This window comes from Citricoccus sp. CH26A, assembly GCF_000224415.1.
In the GTDB taxonomy this organism is placed as follows: Bacteria; Actinomycetota; Actinomycetes; order Actinomycetales; family Micrococcaceae; genus Citricoccus.
The window spans coordinates 25,117-38,971 of the sequence record NZ_AFXQ01000002.1 but is presented as its reverse complement, the minus strand read 5'-3'; the positions used below and the strand labels follow the sequence as shown (position 1 = coordinate 38,971).

Annotated in this window: 13 protein-coding genes and 2 tRNA genes; 12 read left to right on the top strand and 3 right to left on the bottom strand. The window is 70.8% G+C overall.

What is annotated here, in order from left to right; genetic code table 11:
• The first annotated feature begins 9 nt into the window (after positions 1-9).
• Positions 10-405: a hypothetical protein gene (locus tag CITRI_RS0101510; protein ID WP_010142788.1), complete on the top strand. Its 396-nt coding sequence runs from the start codon at positions 10-12 to the stop codon at positions 403-405.
• 61 nt (positions 406-466) lie between these two features.
• On the opposite strand, the gene CITRI_RS0101505 is transcribed toward CITRI_RS0101510, so the two are convergent.
• A tRNA-Asn gene (locus CITRI_RS0101505) sits at positions 467-539 on the bottom strand.
• A gap of 186 nt (positions 540-725) precedes the next feature.
• On the opposite strand from CITRI_RS0101505, the gene CITRI_RS0101500 reads away from it, so the two are divergent.
• From CITRI_RS0101500 to CITRI_RS0101465, 8 genes are all read left to right on the top strand, one after another.
• Positions 726-2,174, top strand: a complete 1,449-nt coding sequence (locus CITRI_RS0101500) for an MFS transporter (RefSeq protein WP_010142787.1) — start codon at positions 726-728, stop codon at positions 2,172-2,174.
• Between the two features lie 53 nt (positions 2,175-2,227).
• Positions 2,228-2,743: a ferritin gene (locus tag CITRI_RS0101495; RefSeq protein ID WP_010142786.1), complete on the top strand. Its 516-nt coding sequence runs from the start codon at positions 2,228-2,230 to the stop codon at positions 2,741-2,743.
• A 269-nt stretch (positions 2,744-3,012) separates the two neighbouring features.
• A complete protein-coding gene (locus tag CITRI_RS0101490; protein ID WP_010142785.1) occupies positions 3,013-3,933 on the top strand; it encodes a phage holin family protein in 921 nt (306 codons plus the stop codon).
• Between the two features lie 31 nt (positions 3,934-3,964).
• Entirely contained in the window at positions 3,965-4,609 is a 645-nt protein-coding gene (locus CITRI_RS0101485; protein WP_010142784.1) for a CDP-alcohol phosphatidyltransferase family protein, read from the top strand.
• Complete coding sequence (locus CITRI_RS0101480) at positions 4,606-5,505, top strand: DMT family transporter (protein WP_029138948.1); 900 nt, start codon at positions 4,606-4,608, stop codon at positions 5,503-5,505. The genes CITRI_RS0101485 and CITRI_RS0101480 overlap by 4 nt, the downstream gene beginning before the upstream one ends.
• Positions 5,502-6,701: a glycosyltransferase gene (locus tag CITRI_RS0101475; protein WP_010142782.1), complete on the top strand. Its 1,200-nt coding sequence runs from the start codon at positions 5,502-5,504 to the stop codon at positions 6,699-6,701. The genes CITRI_RS0101480 and CITRI_RS0101475 overlap by 4 nt, the downstream gene beginning before the upstream one ends.
• A 70-nt stretch (positions 6,702-6,771) precedes the next feature.
• On the top strand, positions 6,772-8,211 hold the full coding sequence (locus CITRI_RS0101470; protein ID WP_010142781.1) for a lipase maturation factor family protein: 1,440 nt from the start codon (positions 6,772-6,774) through the stop codon (positions 8,209-8,211).
• A gap of 81 nt (positions 8,212-8,292) precedes the next feature.
• Positions 8,293-8,366 (top strand) — tRNA-Ile (locus CITRI_RS0101465).
• Between the two features lie 99 nt (positions 8,367-8,465).
• Here CITRI_RS0101465 and CITRI_RS0101460 read toward each other — a convergent pair.
• Positions 8,466-9,524: a C40 family peptidase gene (locus tag CITRI_RS0101460; RefSeq protein WP_010142780.1), complete on the bottom strand. Its 1,059-nt coding sequence runs from the start codon at positions 9,522-9,524 to the stop codon at positions 8,466-8,468.
• Between the two features lie 248 nt (positions 9,525-9,772).
• Here CITRI_RS0101460 and CITRI_RS0101455 point away from each other — a divergent pair, with 248 nt between their 5' ends.
• Positions 9,773-10,936, top strand: coding sequence for a glycosyltransferase (locus CITRI_RS0101455; protein WP_040385332.1), 1,164 nt, complete (start codon positions 9,773-9,775; stop codon positions 10,934-10,936).
• Here CITRI_RS0101455 and CITRI_RS18735 read toward each other — a convergent pair.
• A complete protein-coding gene (locus tag CITRI_RS18735; RefSeq protein WP_040385331.1) occupies positions 10,933-11,478 on the bottom strand; it encodes a M23 family metallopeptidase in 546 nt (181 codons plus the stop codon). The genes CITRI_RS0101455 and CITRI_RS18735 overlap by 4 nt on opposite strands.
• Positions 11,479-11,908: 430 nt before the next feature.
• Here CITRI_RS18735 and rpsB point away from each other — a divergent pair, with 430 nt between their 5' ends.
• A complete protein-coding gene (gene rpsB, locus CITRI_RS0101445; RefSeq protein ID WP_010142777.1) occupies positions 11,909-12,841 on the top strand; it encodes a 30S ribosomal protein S2 in 933 nt (310 codons plus the stop codon).
• Positions 12,842-12,962: 121 nt separating this feature from the next.
• A complete protein-coding gene (tsf, locus tag CITRI_RS0101440) occupies positions 12,963-13,799 on the top strand; it encodes a translation elongation factor Ts (RefSeq protein ID WP_010142776.1) in 837 nt (278 codons plus the stop codon).
• The last annotated feature ends 56 nt before the right edge of the window (positions 13,800-13,855 follow it).

Sequence of the window (13,855 nt, the reverse complement as noted above, 5' to 3'; positions counted from 1 at the left end):
GGGCGTGCCATGACCGAGCGCAAGCGGTACCGACCACGGCCGGAGCGGACCGTCGTCGCCGTCCCCCTGCGCCTGGAGATGCCCGGTTTCCGGTACCGCAAGTGGGGAGCCGAGCAGTACTGCAAGGCCGGTGACTGGCTGGTGGACGACGACGGGGACATCCGCACCGTGGACGCGGACGTCTTCGCGGCCACCTACCGCAGGGTCGGTCACGGCCAGTACCGCAAGATCACTCCCGTGTGGGTCGAGCGCGCCGTGGAGGAGGGCAGCGTCGAGACCAAGGAGGGCTGGACGCACTTCGGGCCGGGGGACTACGTGGTGTCCAACAACGCGGACGGCACGGACGCCTACGCGATGAACCCGGAGACGCTCGAGTCCCTCTACGAACCGGACGACGAGGACTAGGGGCCGGCGCACGCGAGAGGCCCTCGTCCCGCACTGCGGGACGAGGGCCTCTCCGGTGAAGCTCCCCCGACTGGACTCGAACCAGTAACCCTTCGATTAACAGTCGAATGCTCTGCCAATTGAGCTACGGGGGACCGTTGGCCTGCGGTCCATCCCGGGGGATGAACAGCCGGACAGCGGGATCCACTGTACCCAAGTTCCGCGCCAGAACGAAATCGGCGCTCCCGGGGGCTCCCCTTCGCTAGAGTCCCCCCGTGAACACCACCCCCTTGTCGCCGTTGCGGCGCTGGTTGCTGCTGGCCACGGTGAGTGCCGGGGTCATGCTGATCACCCTGGACAACACGATCCTCTACACGGCGTTGCCGACCCTGACCGAGGAGCTCGGCGCCAGCGCCTCGGAGTCGCTGTGGATCCTCAACGCCTATCCGCTGGTGATGTGCGGGCTGCTGCTGGGTGCCGGCACGCTGGGGGACCGGTACGGCCACCGCAGGCTGTTCCTCCTCGGCCTCGTCGTCTTCGGCGCGGCCTCGGTGCTGGCGGCCTTCGCACCGGCCGTGGGCGTGCTCATCGCCGCCCGTGCCCTGCTGGCGGTGGGTGCGGCCTGCATGATGCCGGCCACCCTGGCCCTGATCCGCATTGGCTTCGACGACGTCCGCGAACGCAACCTCGCCGTCGCGGTGTGGGGTGCCATCTCCGTGGTCGCCGCGGCGTTGGGACCCATCGTCGGCGGGGTGCTGCTGGAGGCGTTCTGGTGGGGGTCGGTCTTCCTCATCAACGTCCCCGTGGTGCTGGTGGCCCTGGTGCTCACCCCGTGGGTGGCCCCGCGTCCCCGGCCGGACCGCTCCACCCGGTGGGACGCGCCGTCCTCCGTGGACGCGATGCTCACCCTCACCGGCACGGTGTTCGCCATCAAGGAGGCGACCGGCCCGGACCCCTCCTGGCCGCGGTTCGCCACGGCGGTGGTGGTCGGCCTCGTCGGCGGTTGGCTCTTCGTCCGGCGCCAGCGCCGCCTCGAGCATCCGGTGCTGGACTTCGCGGTGTTCCGCAACCGGGCGTTCAGCGCCGGGGTCATCGCGGCCGCGTGCTCGATGTTCGTCATCGGCGGGGTCCAGCTGGTCACCACCCAGCGCTACCAGCTCGTGGCCGGCTTCACCCCGCTGCAGTCCGGCCTGCTGGTGGCGACGGTGGCCCTGGGCTCCCTGCCGGCGTCGCTCGCCGGCGGCGCCACCCTGCACCGCCTCGGCCTGCGGGTCCTCGTCGCGGGCGGCCTGGGGCTGGCCGCGCTCGGCCTGGTGATCGCCCGGCTCGGGGGCGTCGGGCCGCTCGGGCTGTTCGTGGCCGGGCTCGTCGTCACCGGCGTCGGGATGGGGCTGACCATGTCCGTCGCCTCCACCGCCATCATCGGCAACGTCCCCGCCCGGCAGGCCGGGATGGCTTCCTCGGTGGAGGAGGTCTCCTACGAGTTCGGCAACCTGCTCGCCGTCGCCCTGCTCGGCAGCCTCGCCACCGGGCTGTACGCCCGGTTCGTCCGGCTGCCCGATGACGCCCCCGCGGCCGCCGCGGACAGTCTCGTCGGCGCGGTGGACGCCGCTCAGGGGGACCCCGGCATCCTCACGGCCGCCGGGGTGGCCTACGACGCCGCCTTCCTCACCATCCTCGTCGTGGTCGCGGTCATCGTCGCCCTCACGGCCCTGGTCACCGGACGGCTGCTGCGGCACCACGGGCCGGGCACGCCGGCCGGTGCCCACGAGTCCAATCACCCGCTGTGAGGACAGGCTTGCCTGCGATGACACGGGCCTGAGGCGGGTCCTACTGTGAGCACATGAAGCTCACCGCAGACCTTGAGAAGAAGTTCAACGAACAGATCACCCTCGAGTTCGAGGCCTCCCTGGTCTACCGCCAGCTGGCCATCGAGGCCGACGAGCAGGACCTGACCGGCATGGCGTCCTGGCTGCGGCACCAGGCCGACGAGGAGATCGTCCACGCCCACAAGTTCATCGACCACGTGGTGGACCGGGGCAACCACGCCTCGATCGGCGCCATCAACGCACCGGCCGTGAATCCGGGCCTGTCCCCACTGGAGATGTTCGAGGCCTCCCTGGCCCACGAGCAGCGCGTGTCCAACGCGATCCGGGACCTGTACCGCGAGACGGAGGCCGCCGGGGACCTCGATGCGCGCCCCCTGCTCAACTGGTTCGTCGACGAGCAGATCGAGGAGGAGGCCACGGTCAGCGAGATCGTCGGCCGGATCCGGCTGATCGGCGACGACGGCTCCGGGCTGCTCCGGCTGGATGCCGAGCTGGGCTCGCGCTCCGGCGGGGGCGATCACCACAGCTGAGCCGGCGCCGGGCACCGGCGGACAGGAGAAGAGCCGGCGCCGCCTGAGGGGGACGGGGCGGCGCCGGCTTCGCCCCCGAACCTACGCCTTAAAGTTGAAAAGTCAACTGATTGTCCGTTGACGTGGACGGAACGGTTTTCGGTCGGTGCCGCGGTGGTAGGTTTGACCTGCCCGGGCTGCCCGGGTGTGATGGACTTCAGGATTGCTCGTCAGGCACGGCGGCAGTCTCACCGCAGACCCACCGCAGACCAGAGGGAAGGCACGCTCCAATGGCCCATCAGGCACCGACGCTCCCCAAGGGTTCCCCCCGCGTCTCCGACCAGACCCGTTCCAGCTCGCTGACGGAACTGGTCTCCACCGGCTTCCGCCTGCTGCCCCTGCAGCTGAAGGACGAGCTGGCCATGGTCAAGGGCCAGTTGGGCAAGAAGGGCGTCACGGCCGGGATCGGTGCCGCGCTGGCCGTCGTCGGGCTCGTCTTCGTGTTCATCATGGCCGTTGCGCTGATCGTGGCCATGATCGGTGGCTTCGCGCAGGACCGGCCGATCTGGTTCTCCGCGCTCATGGTCGCCGCCGGTGCCCTGGTCGTCGCGCTGATCTTCCTCGGGATCGGGGCGCTGCGCATCAAGGCCGCGATGCCCCTGGTCCCCGCCGAGACCATCCAGGGCGTCAAGTACGACCTCGGATACCTCAAGGAGGGCAACGCCTTCGACCCGGCCGAGTTCGACCGGCTCGAGGCGCAGCGGGCCGAGGAGAAGCGGATCGCCCAGGCCAGGGAGGAAGAGCGCCGCAAGGCCGCCGAGGCCGAGGCCAAGGCGGCCCGCAAGCGAGGCGAGGCCCCCAAGGAGGCCACCGCCCAGGACCCGTCCTACGCCGAGCTGCGCCGCCGCACCCAGTTGCGCCGCCAGCACCTGGGGGACATCCGGTCCGGGCTCGAGGAAAAGACCGACGTCAAGGCGCAGTTCTCCAGCTTCACCTCGCAGTTCCGGGGCCGTCCAGCCCCCGCCGGCCCGGACGCCCAGGACCCCACCTCGCCGACCGCACCCCACCACACCGGTGCCCGCGCCGGACAGACCGTCCACGACGCCGGTGAGAACGTGGGCGAGTACGTGCGGGAGAAGTGGCAGCCGCTGGCGCTGCTCGGCGCCGCGTCCACCGCCATCGCCGTCTTCGCCCGCCAGCTCAAGAAGTAACCGGCTCGCCACGACCGCACGGGGGTCCACGTTGCGTCTGATCGGTGCGGGGCACCGCGATGACATCGAGTACGAGATCACCGACCGGATCTGGACCGTCCCCAACGTCATCACCATCCTCCGGTTCTGCCTGGTCCCGGTCTTCGTCTGGCTGGTGGTCTCCGGACAGTTCCTCGCCGCGTTCATCGTGCTGGCGGTGCTCTCCAGCACGGACTGGGTGGACGGGTACATCGCGAGGCGCTACAACCAGATCTCCACGGTCGGCCAGTGGCTGGACCCGGTGGCCGACCGGTTGTCCCTGGCCGTCGTCGCGGTCACGCTGGTGGCCACCGGCATCGCCCCCTGGTGGCTGGTGGTGTCCCTGGTGCTGCCGGACGTCGTCCTGGGCCTCACGGCGCTGGCCCTGTTCCGGGGCAGCCCCGAACTCGAGGTCACGGTCCTGGGCAAGGTCCGCACCGCGCTGCTGCTCGTGGGCACCCCCCTCCTGCTGCTGGCGCAGGTCCCCGGCCTGGCCGAGGGGCCGCTGACCGTGATCGCCACCGTGGTGCTCGTCCTCGGCTGCGTGGGACACGTCTGCGCCGCCGTCGACTACATCGTGGGCTGCGTGCGCAAGTTCCGCCGGCTCCGCGCGGCCGGGGTGGACCCCCGCGACCGCACCCGTTGGGCGAGCACGTGAAGTGGCTGTCCATCACGGCCGCCCTGGCGGGAGCCTTCTGCCTGGCCCTGGGCAGCGAGCGCCAGGCCGCGGGAGTGCGCAAGCACCAGGCCTACCTGGGACTGCACCCCCGTTCGGGCCTGCTGAGGCTGTTTACCTCCGGTACCTGGCTGGCCGGCGGCGCACTGATGCTGCTGGGCATCGGCCTGAATGTCTACGCCCTGGCCACCGCGCCGCTGACCGTGGTGCAGCCGATCGGGGCGATCGCCGTCGTCATCACCACCCTGTTGCATGCCCGCATCCAGCACCTCAAGCTCAACCGGGCGACGATCTGGGGGATCGTCGCGTGCGTGGGCGGCTCGGCGGCGTTCGTGCTGGTCGCGATCGTCGCCACCGAGGAGAACCCGGCCCCCACGGTCGACCAGGAGCGGATCGCCGCCGTGGTGGCCATCACGGCCACCGTGCTGTGCGCGGTCGCCGCCCTGGTGATGCTGCGCCGTCCCAGTGCCTTCGGCTACATCGTCGGTGCCGGCGTGCTGTTCGGCTTCGTGGCGGTGTTCGTCCGGCTCGGCTCCATCCACTTCCTGCGCGGTGACGCCGGTGGGTTGCTGGGCATCCCGTGGTTCCATCTCGGGGTGATCGCCGCGGCCGGAGGGATCGGCGTCTACTTCGTGCAGAGCGCCTACCAGCACGGGCCCCCGGACCTGGTGGTGGCCGGGCTGACCGTCATCGACCCCATGGTCGGCGTGCTGACCGGCATCATCGTGCTGGGTGAGCTGCAACCCGGTCTGCCCTGGTGGGTGGGTTGGTGCATGGCCGCCGCCGGTGCCATTGCTACGCTCGGAGTCGTTGTCCTCGCCCGGCACCACCCGGACGTGATCCAGCGACGCGAGCAGACAGGAGCCCCATCCACGTGACGGCATCATCGGAGCGCCCGCTCAAGGTCCTCATCGCAGCGGACACCTATCCGCCGGACGTGAACGGAGCCTCCGTGTTCTGCTTCCGCCTGGCCAGGGCCCTGCACGCCCGTGGCCACGAGGTGCACGTGATGGCGGCCCGCAACGACGCCGGACCGGACACCGTCCAGGTCAACGACGAGGCGACCGTGCACCGGCTGCAGTCCGTCAAGGCCCCCACGCACGAGTACTACCGCCTGGTCTTCCCGTGGCACGCGCGGAGGTCCATCGGGGCACTGCTGGATGAGATCCGGCCGGACGTGGTGCACGTGCAGTGTCACTACATGATCGGCGAGGCCGCCATCAACGAGGCCGAGAAGCGGCGGATCCGCACCATCTCGACCAACCACTTCATGCCGGAGAACCTGGAGCCGTTCCTGCCGTTCCCGCAGTGGTTCCGGGACATCGTCTCGAAGAACTCCTGGCGGGACATGGGCCGGCTGATGCGCAAGACCGCCGCGGTCACCACGCCGACCGGGCTGGCCGCCCGGACCATGTCCGAGCATGCCGGCCTGGACCATGTCCTGCCGATCTCCAACGGCATCGACTCCGCCGCCTACGAGCGCGCCCCGGGGGAGACCGTGGAGCGTCCCGCGCACCCGGTGGTGCTGTTCGTGGGCAGGCTGGCCGTGGAGAAGAACGTGGACGTGCTGATCCGCGCCATCGGCCTGCTGGACCCGCAGCTCGACGCCCACCTCGAGGTGGTCGGCGACGGCGAGCAGCGCGGCCCGCTGCGGGCCCTCGTGGAGGAGCTGGGACTGGGGGAGCGGGTGCACTTCCTCGGCCACGTCTCCGACGCAGAGCTGCACACCGCCTACCTGCGTGCTGACGTCTTCTGCCAGCCGGGGACCGCGGAACTGCAGTCGCTGGTCTCCCTCGAGGCCATGAGCGCCTCCAAGCCGGTGGTGCTGGCGGACGCCCTGGCGCTGCCCCACCTGGTCACCGACGGGGACAACGGATACCTCTTCGCCCCCGGCGACCCCCAGGACCTGGCCGAGAAGCTGACTGCCGTGCTGACGGCCTGCGACGACGAGCTGGCCCGGATGGGGCGAGCCTCCCACGGCCGTGCGGTGAGACACTCGCAGGACAAGACCATCGACCTGTTCGAGATGCTCTACCGGGGGGCCACCCCCGAAGAGGTCCGCGCCCTGCTCTGACGGCCGGCCCGGACGCCGGGGCGCTCACCAGCAGGTGCCGGCAACCGCCGCCGGAGCCTAGGATCGCACCGTGGAGTGGTGGCTTGCGACCGACTCGGAATGGGCCCGCCAGATCGTCCAGCGCGGGGTGGCGGTCCTGTACCTCATCGCGTTCTGGTCCACCCTCAACCAGTTCCGGGCCCTGCTGGGCGAGCACGGCCTGCTGCCCGCCACGGCGGTCCTGGCCGCCGGCCGGCAGCGTGGCCCCACGGTCTTCCGTCGCTGGGGCTACACGGACCGCCGCCTGGTGGGGGTCGCCGCGGTGGGCATGGTGCTGGCCGCCGGGCTCGTGGCCGGGATCCCGCAGTCCGGGCCGCCTTGGGTGCCGCTGGCAGGGTTCCTCGTCCTGTACGGGCTGTACATGTCGATCGTGAACATCGGGCAGGTGTTCTACGGCTTCGGCTGGGAGATGCTCCTGCTCGAGGCCGGGGTGATGGCCGGGTTGCTCGGCTCCGACCGGTCGGCGCCGCTGCTGCCGGTGATCCTGCTGATCGCCTGGCTGGTGTTCCGGCTGGAATTCGGTGCCGGGATGATCAAGCTGCGCGGTGGGGCCGAGTGGCGGGACCTCACCGCGATGGACTACCACCACCAGACCCAGCCGATGCCCAACCCGCTCAGCCGCCAGGCCCACCTGAAGCCGCGCTGGTGGCACCGCTGTGAGGTCATCGGCAACCACGGGACCCAGCTGGCGATGCCGTTCCTGTTGTTCCTGCCGCAGCCGGTCGCCTCCATCGGTGCCGCCGTGATCGTCTTCACCCAGTTGTGGCTCGTGGCCACGGGGAATTATGCATGGCTGAACTGGGCGACGATCATCCTGGCCTGCGGTGCACTGGGCGACCGGGCGATCCACGCCGTGGTCCCGGCGCTGCCGGAGGACGTGGGCACCGCGGCGGACCCGCCGCCGTACTGGACCGTGATCGTGCTGGCGGCCTGCGTGGGGATCGCCGTGGCCTCGATCCCGGCACTGCGGAACCTGTTCTCATCCCGGCAACTGATGAACGCCTCCTTCAACCGCTGGCAGATCGGCAATGCATACGGGGCGTTCGGCACCGTGACGAGGACCCGGATCGAGGTGGTCATCGAGGGAACGGAGGAGGGCACCGAGGACGCACCACCCCCGGAGGACCGCTGGCTGGCCTACGAGTTCAAGGGCAAGCCCGGGGACGTGCGGCGCCGCCCGCGGCAGTTCGCTCCGTACCACCTGCGCCTGGACTGGATGATGTGGTTCCTGCCGCTGTCCGGGATCCACCAGCGCTGGTTCCTCGCCCTGCTGGCGCGGCTGCTCGCCGCAGACCCCGCCACGCTGGGGCTGCTGCGGCACGACCCCTTCACCGGGCGCCGGCCCTCCCTCATCCGGGTGCGGACGTTCCGGTATCGCTTCGCCACGCGCGCCGAACACCGCGCCGACGGCTCCTACTGGGTGCGCGAGGGTGGTCGGACCGTGATCGGGCCCGTCGCTGCCCGTGGGTGAGTGGTGATCGGTGAGCCGGAGCGCCCCGGGGCCGGGGCGCCGCTAGGATGGGTCCCTGTGCGACCGGCATCCCCGGTCCGCGGGGCGTTAGCTCAGTTGGTCAGAGCAGGGGACTCATAATCCCTGGGTCGCGGGTTCAAGTCCCGCACGCCCTACGAGCGCGGGAGCCGGACGTCCACCGGTGCGCCGCGAACGACGATGGTCCCCGCGGGCATCCGGAAGGTGCCGCGGGGACCATCGAGAGGGCGCCTCGATCAGTTGAAGCGCGCTGCGGTCTTCATCATGTTGTACGGGCTGTAGTTCAGGCTGGTCACGCTGACCCCGCTGGAAGCATTGCGGGCATGGGCGATCTTGCCGTCGCCGATATAGATGGCCACGTGGTAGATGCCGGAAGCGGCACCGTTATTGGACCAGAAGACGAGGTCGCCGATCTGGATGTCACCCAGTGAGGTATAGCTGTCTGCTGCCGTGTACTGGGCGCGGCTGGTGCGCGGAAGGGACTTGCCGGCCGCGGTGAAGGCACCCGTGGTGAATCCCGAGCAGTCGTAGCCGTAGGGGCCATTGCCGCCCCAGGCGTAGTAGGTGGCGGAGCTGTTGGCCTTGGACCGTGCCCAGCTGGCCGCGGAACCCTTCCAGGAGGAGGGGCTGGTGGCAGAGGCCAGCTGGTACTGGAGGGTGGTGCTGGCGCGTCCGCTGGAGGCGGAGGCGGCCTTCAGGTACCGCGCATTGACCCAACCGGTGCGGCCGGATGCCTTGATCTGGACCCACGCCCCGCTGGCCTTGCCGGTCTTCGAGACGACTGCGCCGCGCTTGAGCACGGTGACGACGGAGTTGCCCACGCCGGGTCCGCTGCGCATGTTCAGGGACGTGGTGGTGGAGGCTGAGCCGGTGGAGGACGAGGTGGTGGTGACCGTCCGCGGGGACGGGGCCACGGCGGTGGTCGAACGCGCTGCCCGGGACCCGGTGGACAGGTACGCGGCATTCACCCAGCCGGTCCGGCCCGATGCGGTGATGCGGACCCAGGACCCCTTGGACTGTCCCGTGGGGGTGACGGCGGCACCGCGCTTGAGGACGGTGACGACGGAGTTGCCCACGCCGGGGCCGCTGCGCATGTTGAGTCCGGTGGTGGTGCTGGCGGTCGAGGCCTTGACGACGGCACTGACTGGGGCGGCGACGGCCGCCGTGGACGAGGCGAAGACGGCGCCGACCAGGAGGGACAGGCTGGCGCCGCCCGCCGCGAGTCGTCGGTTCCGTGCCTGTCTGGCCTGCAGCTTCTCGGCCTTACGGCGCTCACGTCGAGTGGAAAAAGTCATGGTGGCCCCCGGGGCGATTCGGTGCGATGACTGGGCGGTGGTGTCCCGTTTTGCCCTCGTACCACGTGGGCTGCCCCAAGTCAGGCAGGAAATGTTGCGAGTTCGTTTCCTGCTCGTGATCAACGTACACGACAGTTATTCAATCGTCACCTTGGCCCCGGCCGGTGGCGCCTCAAGCGCCCGGACGGGGCGCCCTGGAGGACCGGCGGAGCGGAGCGCCATGTGCCGGCGCCGCTAGTGTTCTGCCCATGCCTCGACCTGAGTCCGCCCTGCGCCTGTTCATGGACGCGCGGTATACCCGCACCGACTTCCATGACGGCATCTCCCGCTACGGCGCCAGCCTGATCGAGGCCTGCGCCCCGCTCGCTGAGGTCACCATGGTCATCTCGGACGAGGCCCAGCTCGCCCTGCTCCCCGGGGGCATCCCCTGGGTGCGGGTCGCGGACCCGACGTCCCCGGCCGAACCGTTCATCGCGCGCCAGCTGAACCGGCACCGGCCCGACGTGGTGTTCTCCCCGATGCAGACGATGGGCTCGGCTGGCCGCGAGTACGGGCTGATCCTCACCCTGCACGACCTCATCTACTACCAGCACCGCACTCCGCCGGCCGACCTGCCGGCACCGGTCCGGTTGCTGTGGCGCGCCTTCCACCTGGCCTACTGGCCCCAGCGGCTGGTGCTCGACCGGGCCGACGCCGTGGCCACGGTCTCCCAGACGAGCCGCCGGCTGATGCGCCGGCACCGGCTCACCAGCCGTGAGATCCGGATCATCGGCAACGCCCCGCAGGCTGTGTCCGCCCCCCGCGACCCGGAGGCGAGGCCCGAGCGGTCCCTGGTCTACATGGGCTCGTTCATGGACTACAAGAACGTCGAGACGCTCATCCGCGGCCTCGCCGGCCTGCCCGGGTACCGTCTGCACCTGCTGTCCAGGATCTCGACGACCCGAGAGGCGGAACTGCGCCGGGTCGCGGCGGACGCGCGGGTACCCGACGAGGCGCTGGTCTTCCACCGGGGGACCACGGACGAGGAGTACGTGCGCCTGCTGCGCTCGGCCACGGCCCTGGTCACCCTGTCACGCTCCGAGGGTTACGGTCTCCCGGTGGCCGAGGCGATGGCCCAGGGCACGCCCGTGGTGATCTCCGACCTCGAGATCTTCCGGGAGATCGGCGGGCCCGACGGGGTCGCCGCGCGGTTCGTGCCCCTCGGGCCCGCCGGAGAGGCGGCGGGCTCGGACGCCGATGACTCCCCGTCCCTCCTGGCGGGCCGGATCAGGGAACTTGAGGACCCGGCGGTGTTCGCGGCGGCCTCCCGCGCGGCGGTCGACCAGGCCGGCACGTTCTCCTGGGAGGCCTCCGCCCGTGCGCTGGTGGACCTGGCCACGGCGATCGCCCGCCGCCGCTCCCTGGGGGCCTAGGATGCCGGCGGTCCGCCCGTGACCGGCCAGAGCACGGAGGGGCCGGACAGGCCCAGCAGGACCAGTGGGTCCACATAGCGGTCCCACGTGGCGCCCTGCACGGTCCAGCCGTCGGGGATGCGGACGCCCCAGTGCACGCACTCGACCGGGCAATGCTCTACGCGCCCCTGGACGGAGCCCACCGGCTCGCCGGCGCCGACGCGATCGCCGACCTCCAGCCCCGGCGCCAGGTCGACCGGTTCGAGGCTGGAGAGCATCCCGTCCGGATGGGCCACGGTGACCACGGAGCGGCCGGCCACCGGTCCCGCGTACCGGATGGTGCCCGCGCCCGGAGCCAGGACGCCACCGCCCGGACTCGCCCAGTCCACGCCGCGGTGCCCCGACGACCACGGGGCAGCGGGCGGATCAAAGGGCCGCAGCACCGCCGAGGGTCCCCTGGCGGGGGAGGGCGCCGACCAGCCGCTGGGGCCACCGGGACCGGCTTCCGCGGCGGACGGGGCGAGCAGCACCACCGCTGCGACTGCGGCGGCGGGCACCGCCATCGGGCAGGGAGTGATGCTGTGGACGGGGAGTCCGGGGCGGGGCAGGCGGGGTGACATGGCCACCACGCTCCCGCGCCGCCGGCGGGTCCGCCACCGGCCGATGGCCCGGGTGGGGATGGCATCGCCCTGCCGGTGCGCTGTGGAGTCCTGGTTCGGACCACGGAACGGCCTGGGGTAAGATTGGCCCAGCAGTTGTGTGCCTGCCCGGGAGGTATCCCGTTCAGGGCCCGCGACTGACTACGCGCATGACTGATGCCGGCCACGCGGAGCGCGCTCCGCCCAGGGCACGGCAGGTCCCCACCATCGGTCCCGGCGCGCACGTGCGTGCGCTGCCGGGTCAGCGTCGGGGGCGCCGGGTTCGCCCGCAGCCCATGCCAGGGACCGGACCACCACGGCCGGTCGACAACCGACAACCCCTCTAAGGAGCGACATGCCTGTCGTGACCATGCGCCAGCTGCTCGATTCCGGTGTCCACTTCGGACACCAGACCCGCCGCTGGAACCCCAAGATGAAGCGCTTCATCTTCACCGAGCGCAACGGCATCTACATCATCGACCTGCAGCAGTCCCTGTCCTACATCGACCGGGCCTTCGAGTTCGTCAAGGAGACGGTGGCCCACGGTGGCTCCATCCTCTTCGTCGGCACCAAGAAGCAGGGCCAGGAGGCCATCGCCGAGCAGGCCACCCGCGTGGGCATGCCCTACGTGAACCACCGCTGGCTCGGCGGCATGCTGACCAACTTCTCCACGGTCTCCAAGCGCGTGCAGCGCATGAAGGAGCTCGAGGAGATCGACTTCGAGGACGTCGCCGGTTCGGGCCACACCAAGAAGGAACTGCTCCTGCTGCAGCGCGAGCTGACCAAGCTCGAGTCCAACCTGGGCGGTATCCGCAACATGACCCGGACCCCGTCCGCCGTCTGGATCGTGGACACCAAGAAGGAGCACCTGGCCGTGGACGAGGCCCAGAAGCTGGGCATCCCGGTCGTGGCCATCTTGGACACCAACTGCGACCCGGACGAGGTCACCTACCCGATCCCGGGCAATGACGACGCCATCCGCTCCGTCAACCTGCTGACCCGCGTGATCGCCGACGCCGTGGCCGAGGGCCTCATCGCCCGCAACCAGGGCAAGTCCGGCTCCCAGGGTGCCGAGGAGCCCATGGCCGAGTGGGAGCGCGAACTGCTCGAGCAGCACAACGCCCAGCAGACCGAGGCCGCCGACCAGTCCGCGCCGGCCACCGAGCAGGCCGCGGAGCAGGACGTCGAGACCGCACAGGCACCCGCTGCCGAGACCGCCGAGGCACCCGCTGCCGAGGTCGCCGAGACGCCCGCCGCAGAGGCACCCGAGGCCACCGAGGCCAACTGATCCACCACCGGCCGGTCCCGCACGGGGCCGGCCGGTGCCTGCCCGGGACCCCGGGCAGACACCGACAGACCACCACAACACCACTCGGGATAACCCCGCAACAGGTAAGGATGGGTACCGCATGGCGAACTACACCGCAGCTGACATCAAGGCCCTGCGCGAGCGCACCGGCGCCGGGATGATGGACGTCAAGAAGGCACTGGACGAGGCCAACGGCGACGCCGAGAAGGCCATGGAGATCATCCGCGTGAAGGGCCTCAAGGGGGCCACCAAGCGCGAGGGCCGTGCGACCGCCGAGGGTCTGGTCGCCGCGACCGTCACCGCCGGCGCCGGCGTCATGATCGAGATCAACTGCGAGACCGACTTCGTGGCCAAGAACGAGAAGTTCATCGAGCTGGGCAACGTCGTCCTCGAGGCCGCCGTCTCCTCCGGCGCGACCGACCTGGACGCCCTGCTGGCCGCGCCGTTCAACGGCCGCACCGTGGGGGACCACGTCACCGACGAGGGCGCCATCCTCGGCGAGAAGGTCGTCGTGCGCCGCATCGCCCGCGTGGAGGGCGCCTTCGTGGACGCCTACCTGCACAAGACGTCCAAGGACCTGCCCGCCCAGGTGGGCGTCCTGATGGCCGTCGACTCCGACTCGGACGCGGCCAAGACCGCCGCCCACGACGTCGCCGTGCACACCGCCGCCTACGCCCCGACCTACCTGTCCCGCGAGGACGTGCCGGCCGAGACCGTCGAGAACGAGCGTCGCATCGCCGATGAGACCGCCCGCGCCGAGGGCAAGCCGGAGCAGGCCCTGACCAAGATCGTCGAGGGTCGACTGACCGGTTTCTTCAAGGAGATCGTGCTGGTGGACCAGCCGTTCGCCAAGGACCCGAAGCAGACCGTCGGCAAGGTCCTCTCCGAGGCCGGCACCGCCGTCACCGGCTTCGCCCGGTTCCGCGTCGGCAACTGACCGACCGGCACACGGCCACGGACCGCGCGCGGTAGGATCGGACCGACCGCGTCGCG

What these genes read in the sequence shown, in the direction of transcription:
- CITRI_RS0101510 (WP_010142788.1), top strand. Translation starts at nt 10, where the DNA reads ATGACCGAGCGCAAGCGGTACCGACCACGGCCGGAGCGGACCGTCGTC.
- CITRI_RS0101500 (WP_010142787.1), top strand. Translation starts at nt 726, where the DNA reads ATGCTGATCACCCTGGACAACACGATCCTCTACACGGCGTTGCCGACC.
- CITRI_RS0101495 (WP_010142786.1), top strand. Translation starts at nt 2,228, where the DNA reads ATGAAGCTCACCGCAGACCTTGAGAAGAAGTTCAACGAACAGATCACC.
- CITRI_RS0101490 (WP_010142785.1), top strand. Translation starts at nt 3,013, where the DNA reads ATGGCCCATCAGGCACCGACGCTCCCCAAGGGTTCCCCCCGCGTCTCC.
- CITRI_RS0101460 (WP_010142780.1), bottom strand. Translation starts at nt 9,524, where the DNA reads ATGACTTTTTCCACTCGACGTGAGCGCCGTAAGGCCGAGAAGCTGCAG.
- CITRI_RS0101455 (WP_040385332.1), top strand. Translation starts at nt 9,773, where the DNA reads ATGCCTCGACCTGAGTCCGCCCTGCGCCTGTTCATGGACGCGCGGTAT.
- CITRI_RS18735 (WP_040385331.1), bottom strand. Translation starts at nt 11,478, where the DNA reads ATGGCGGTGCCCGCCGCCGCAGTCGCAGCGGTGGTGCTGCTCGCCCCG.
- rpsB (WP_010142777.1), top strand. Translation starts at nt 11,909, where the DNA reads ATGCCTGTCGTGACCATGCGCCAGCTGCTCGATTCCGGTGTCCACTTC.
- tsf (WP_010142776.1), top strand. Translation starts at nt 12,963, where the DNA reads ATGGCGAACTACACCGCAGCTGACATCAAGGCCCTGCGCGAGCGCACC.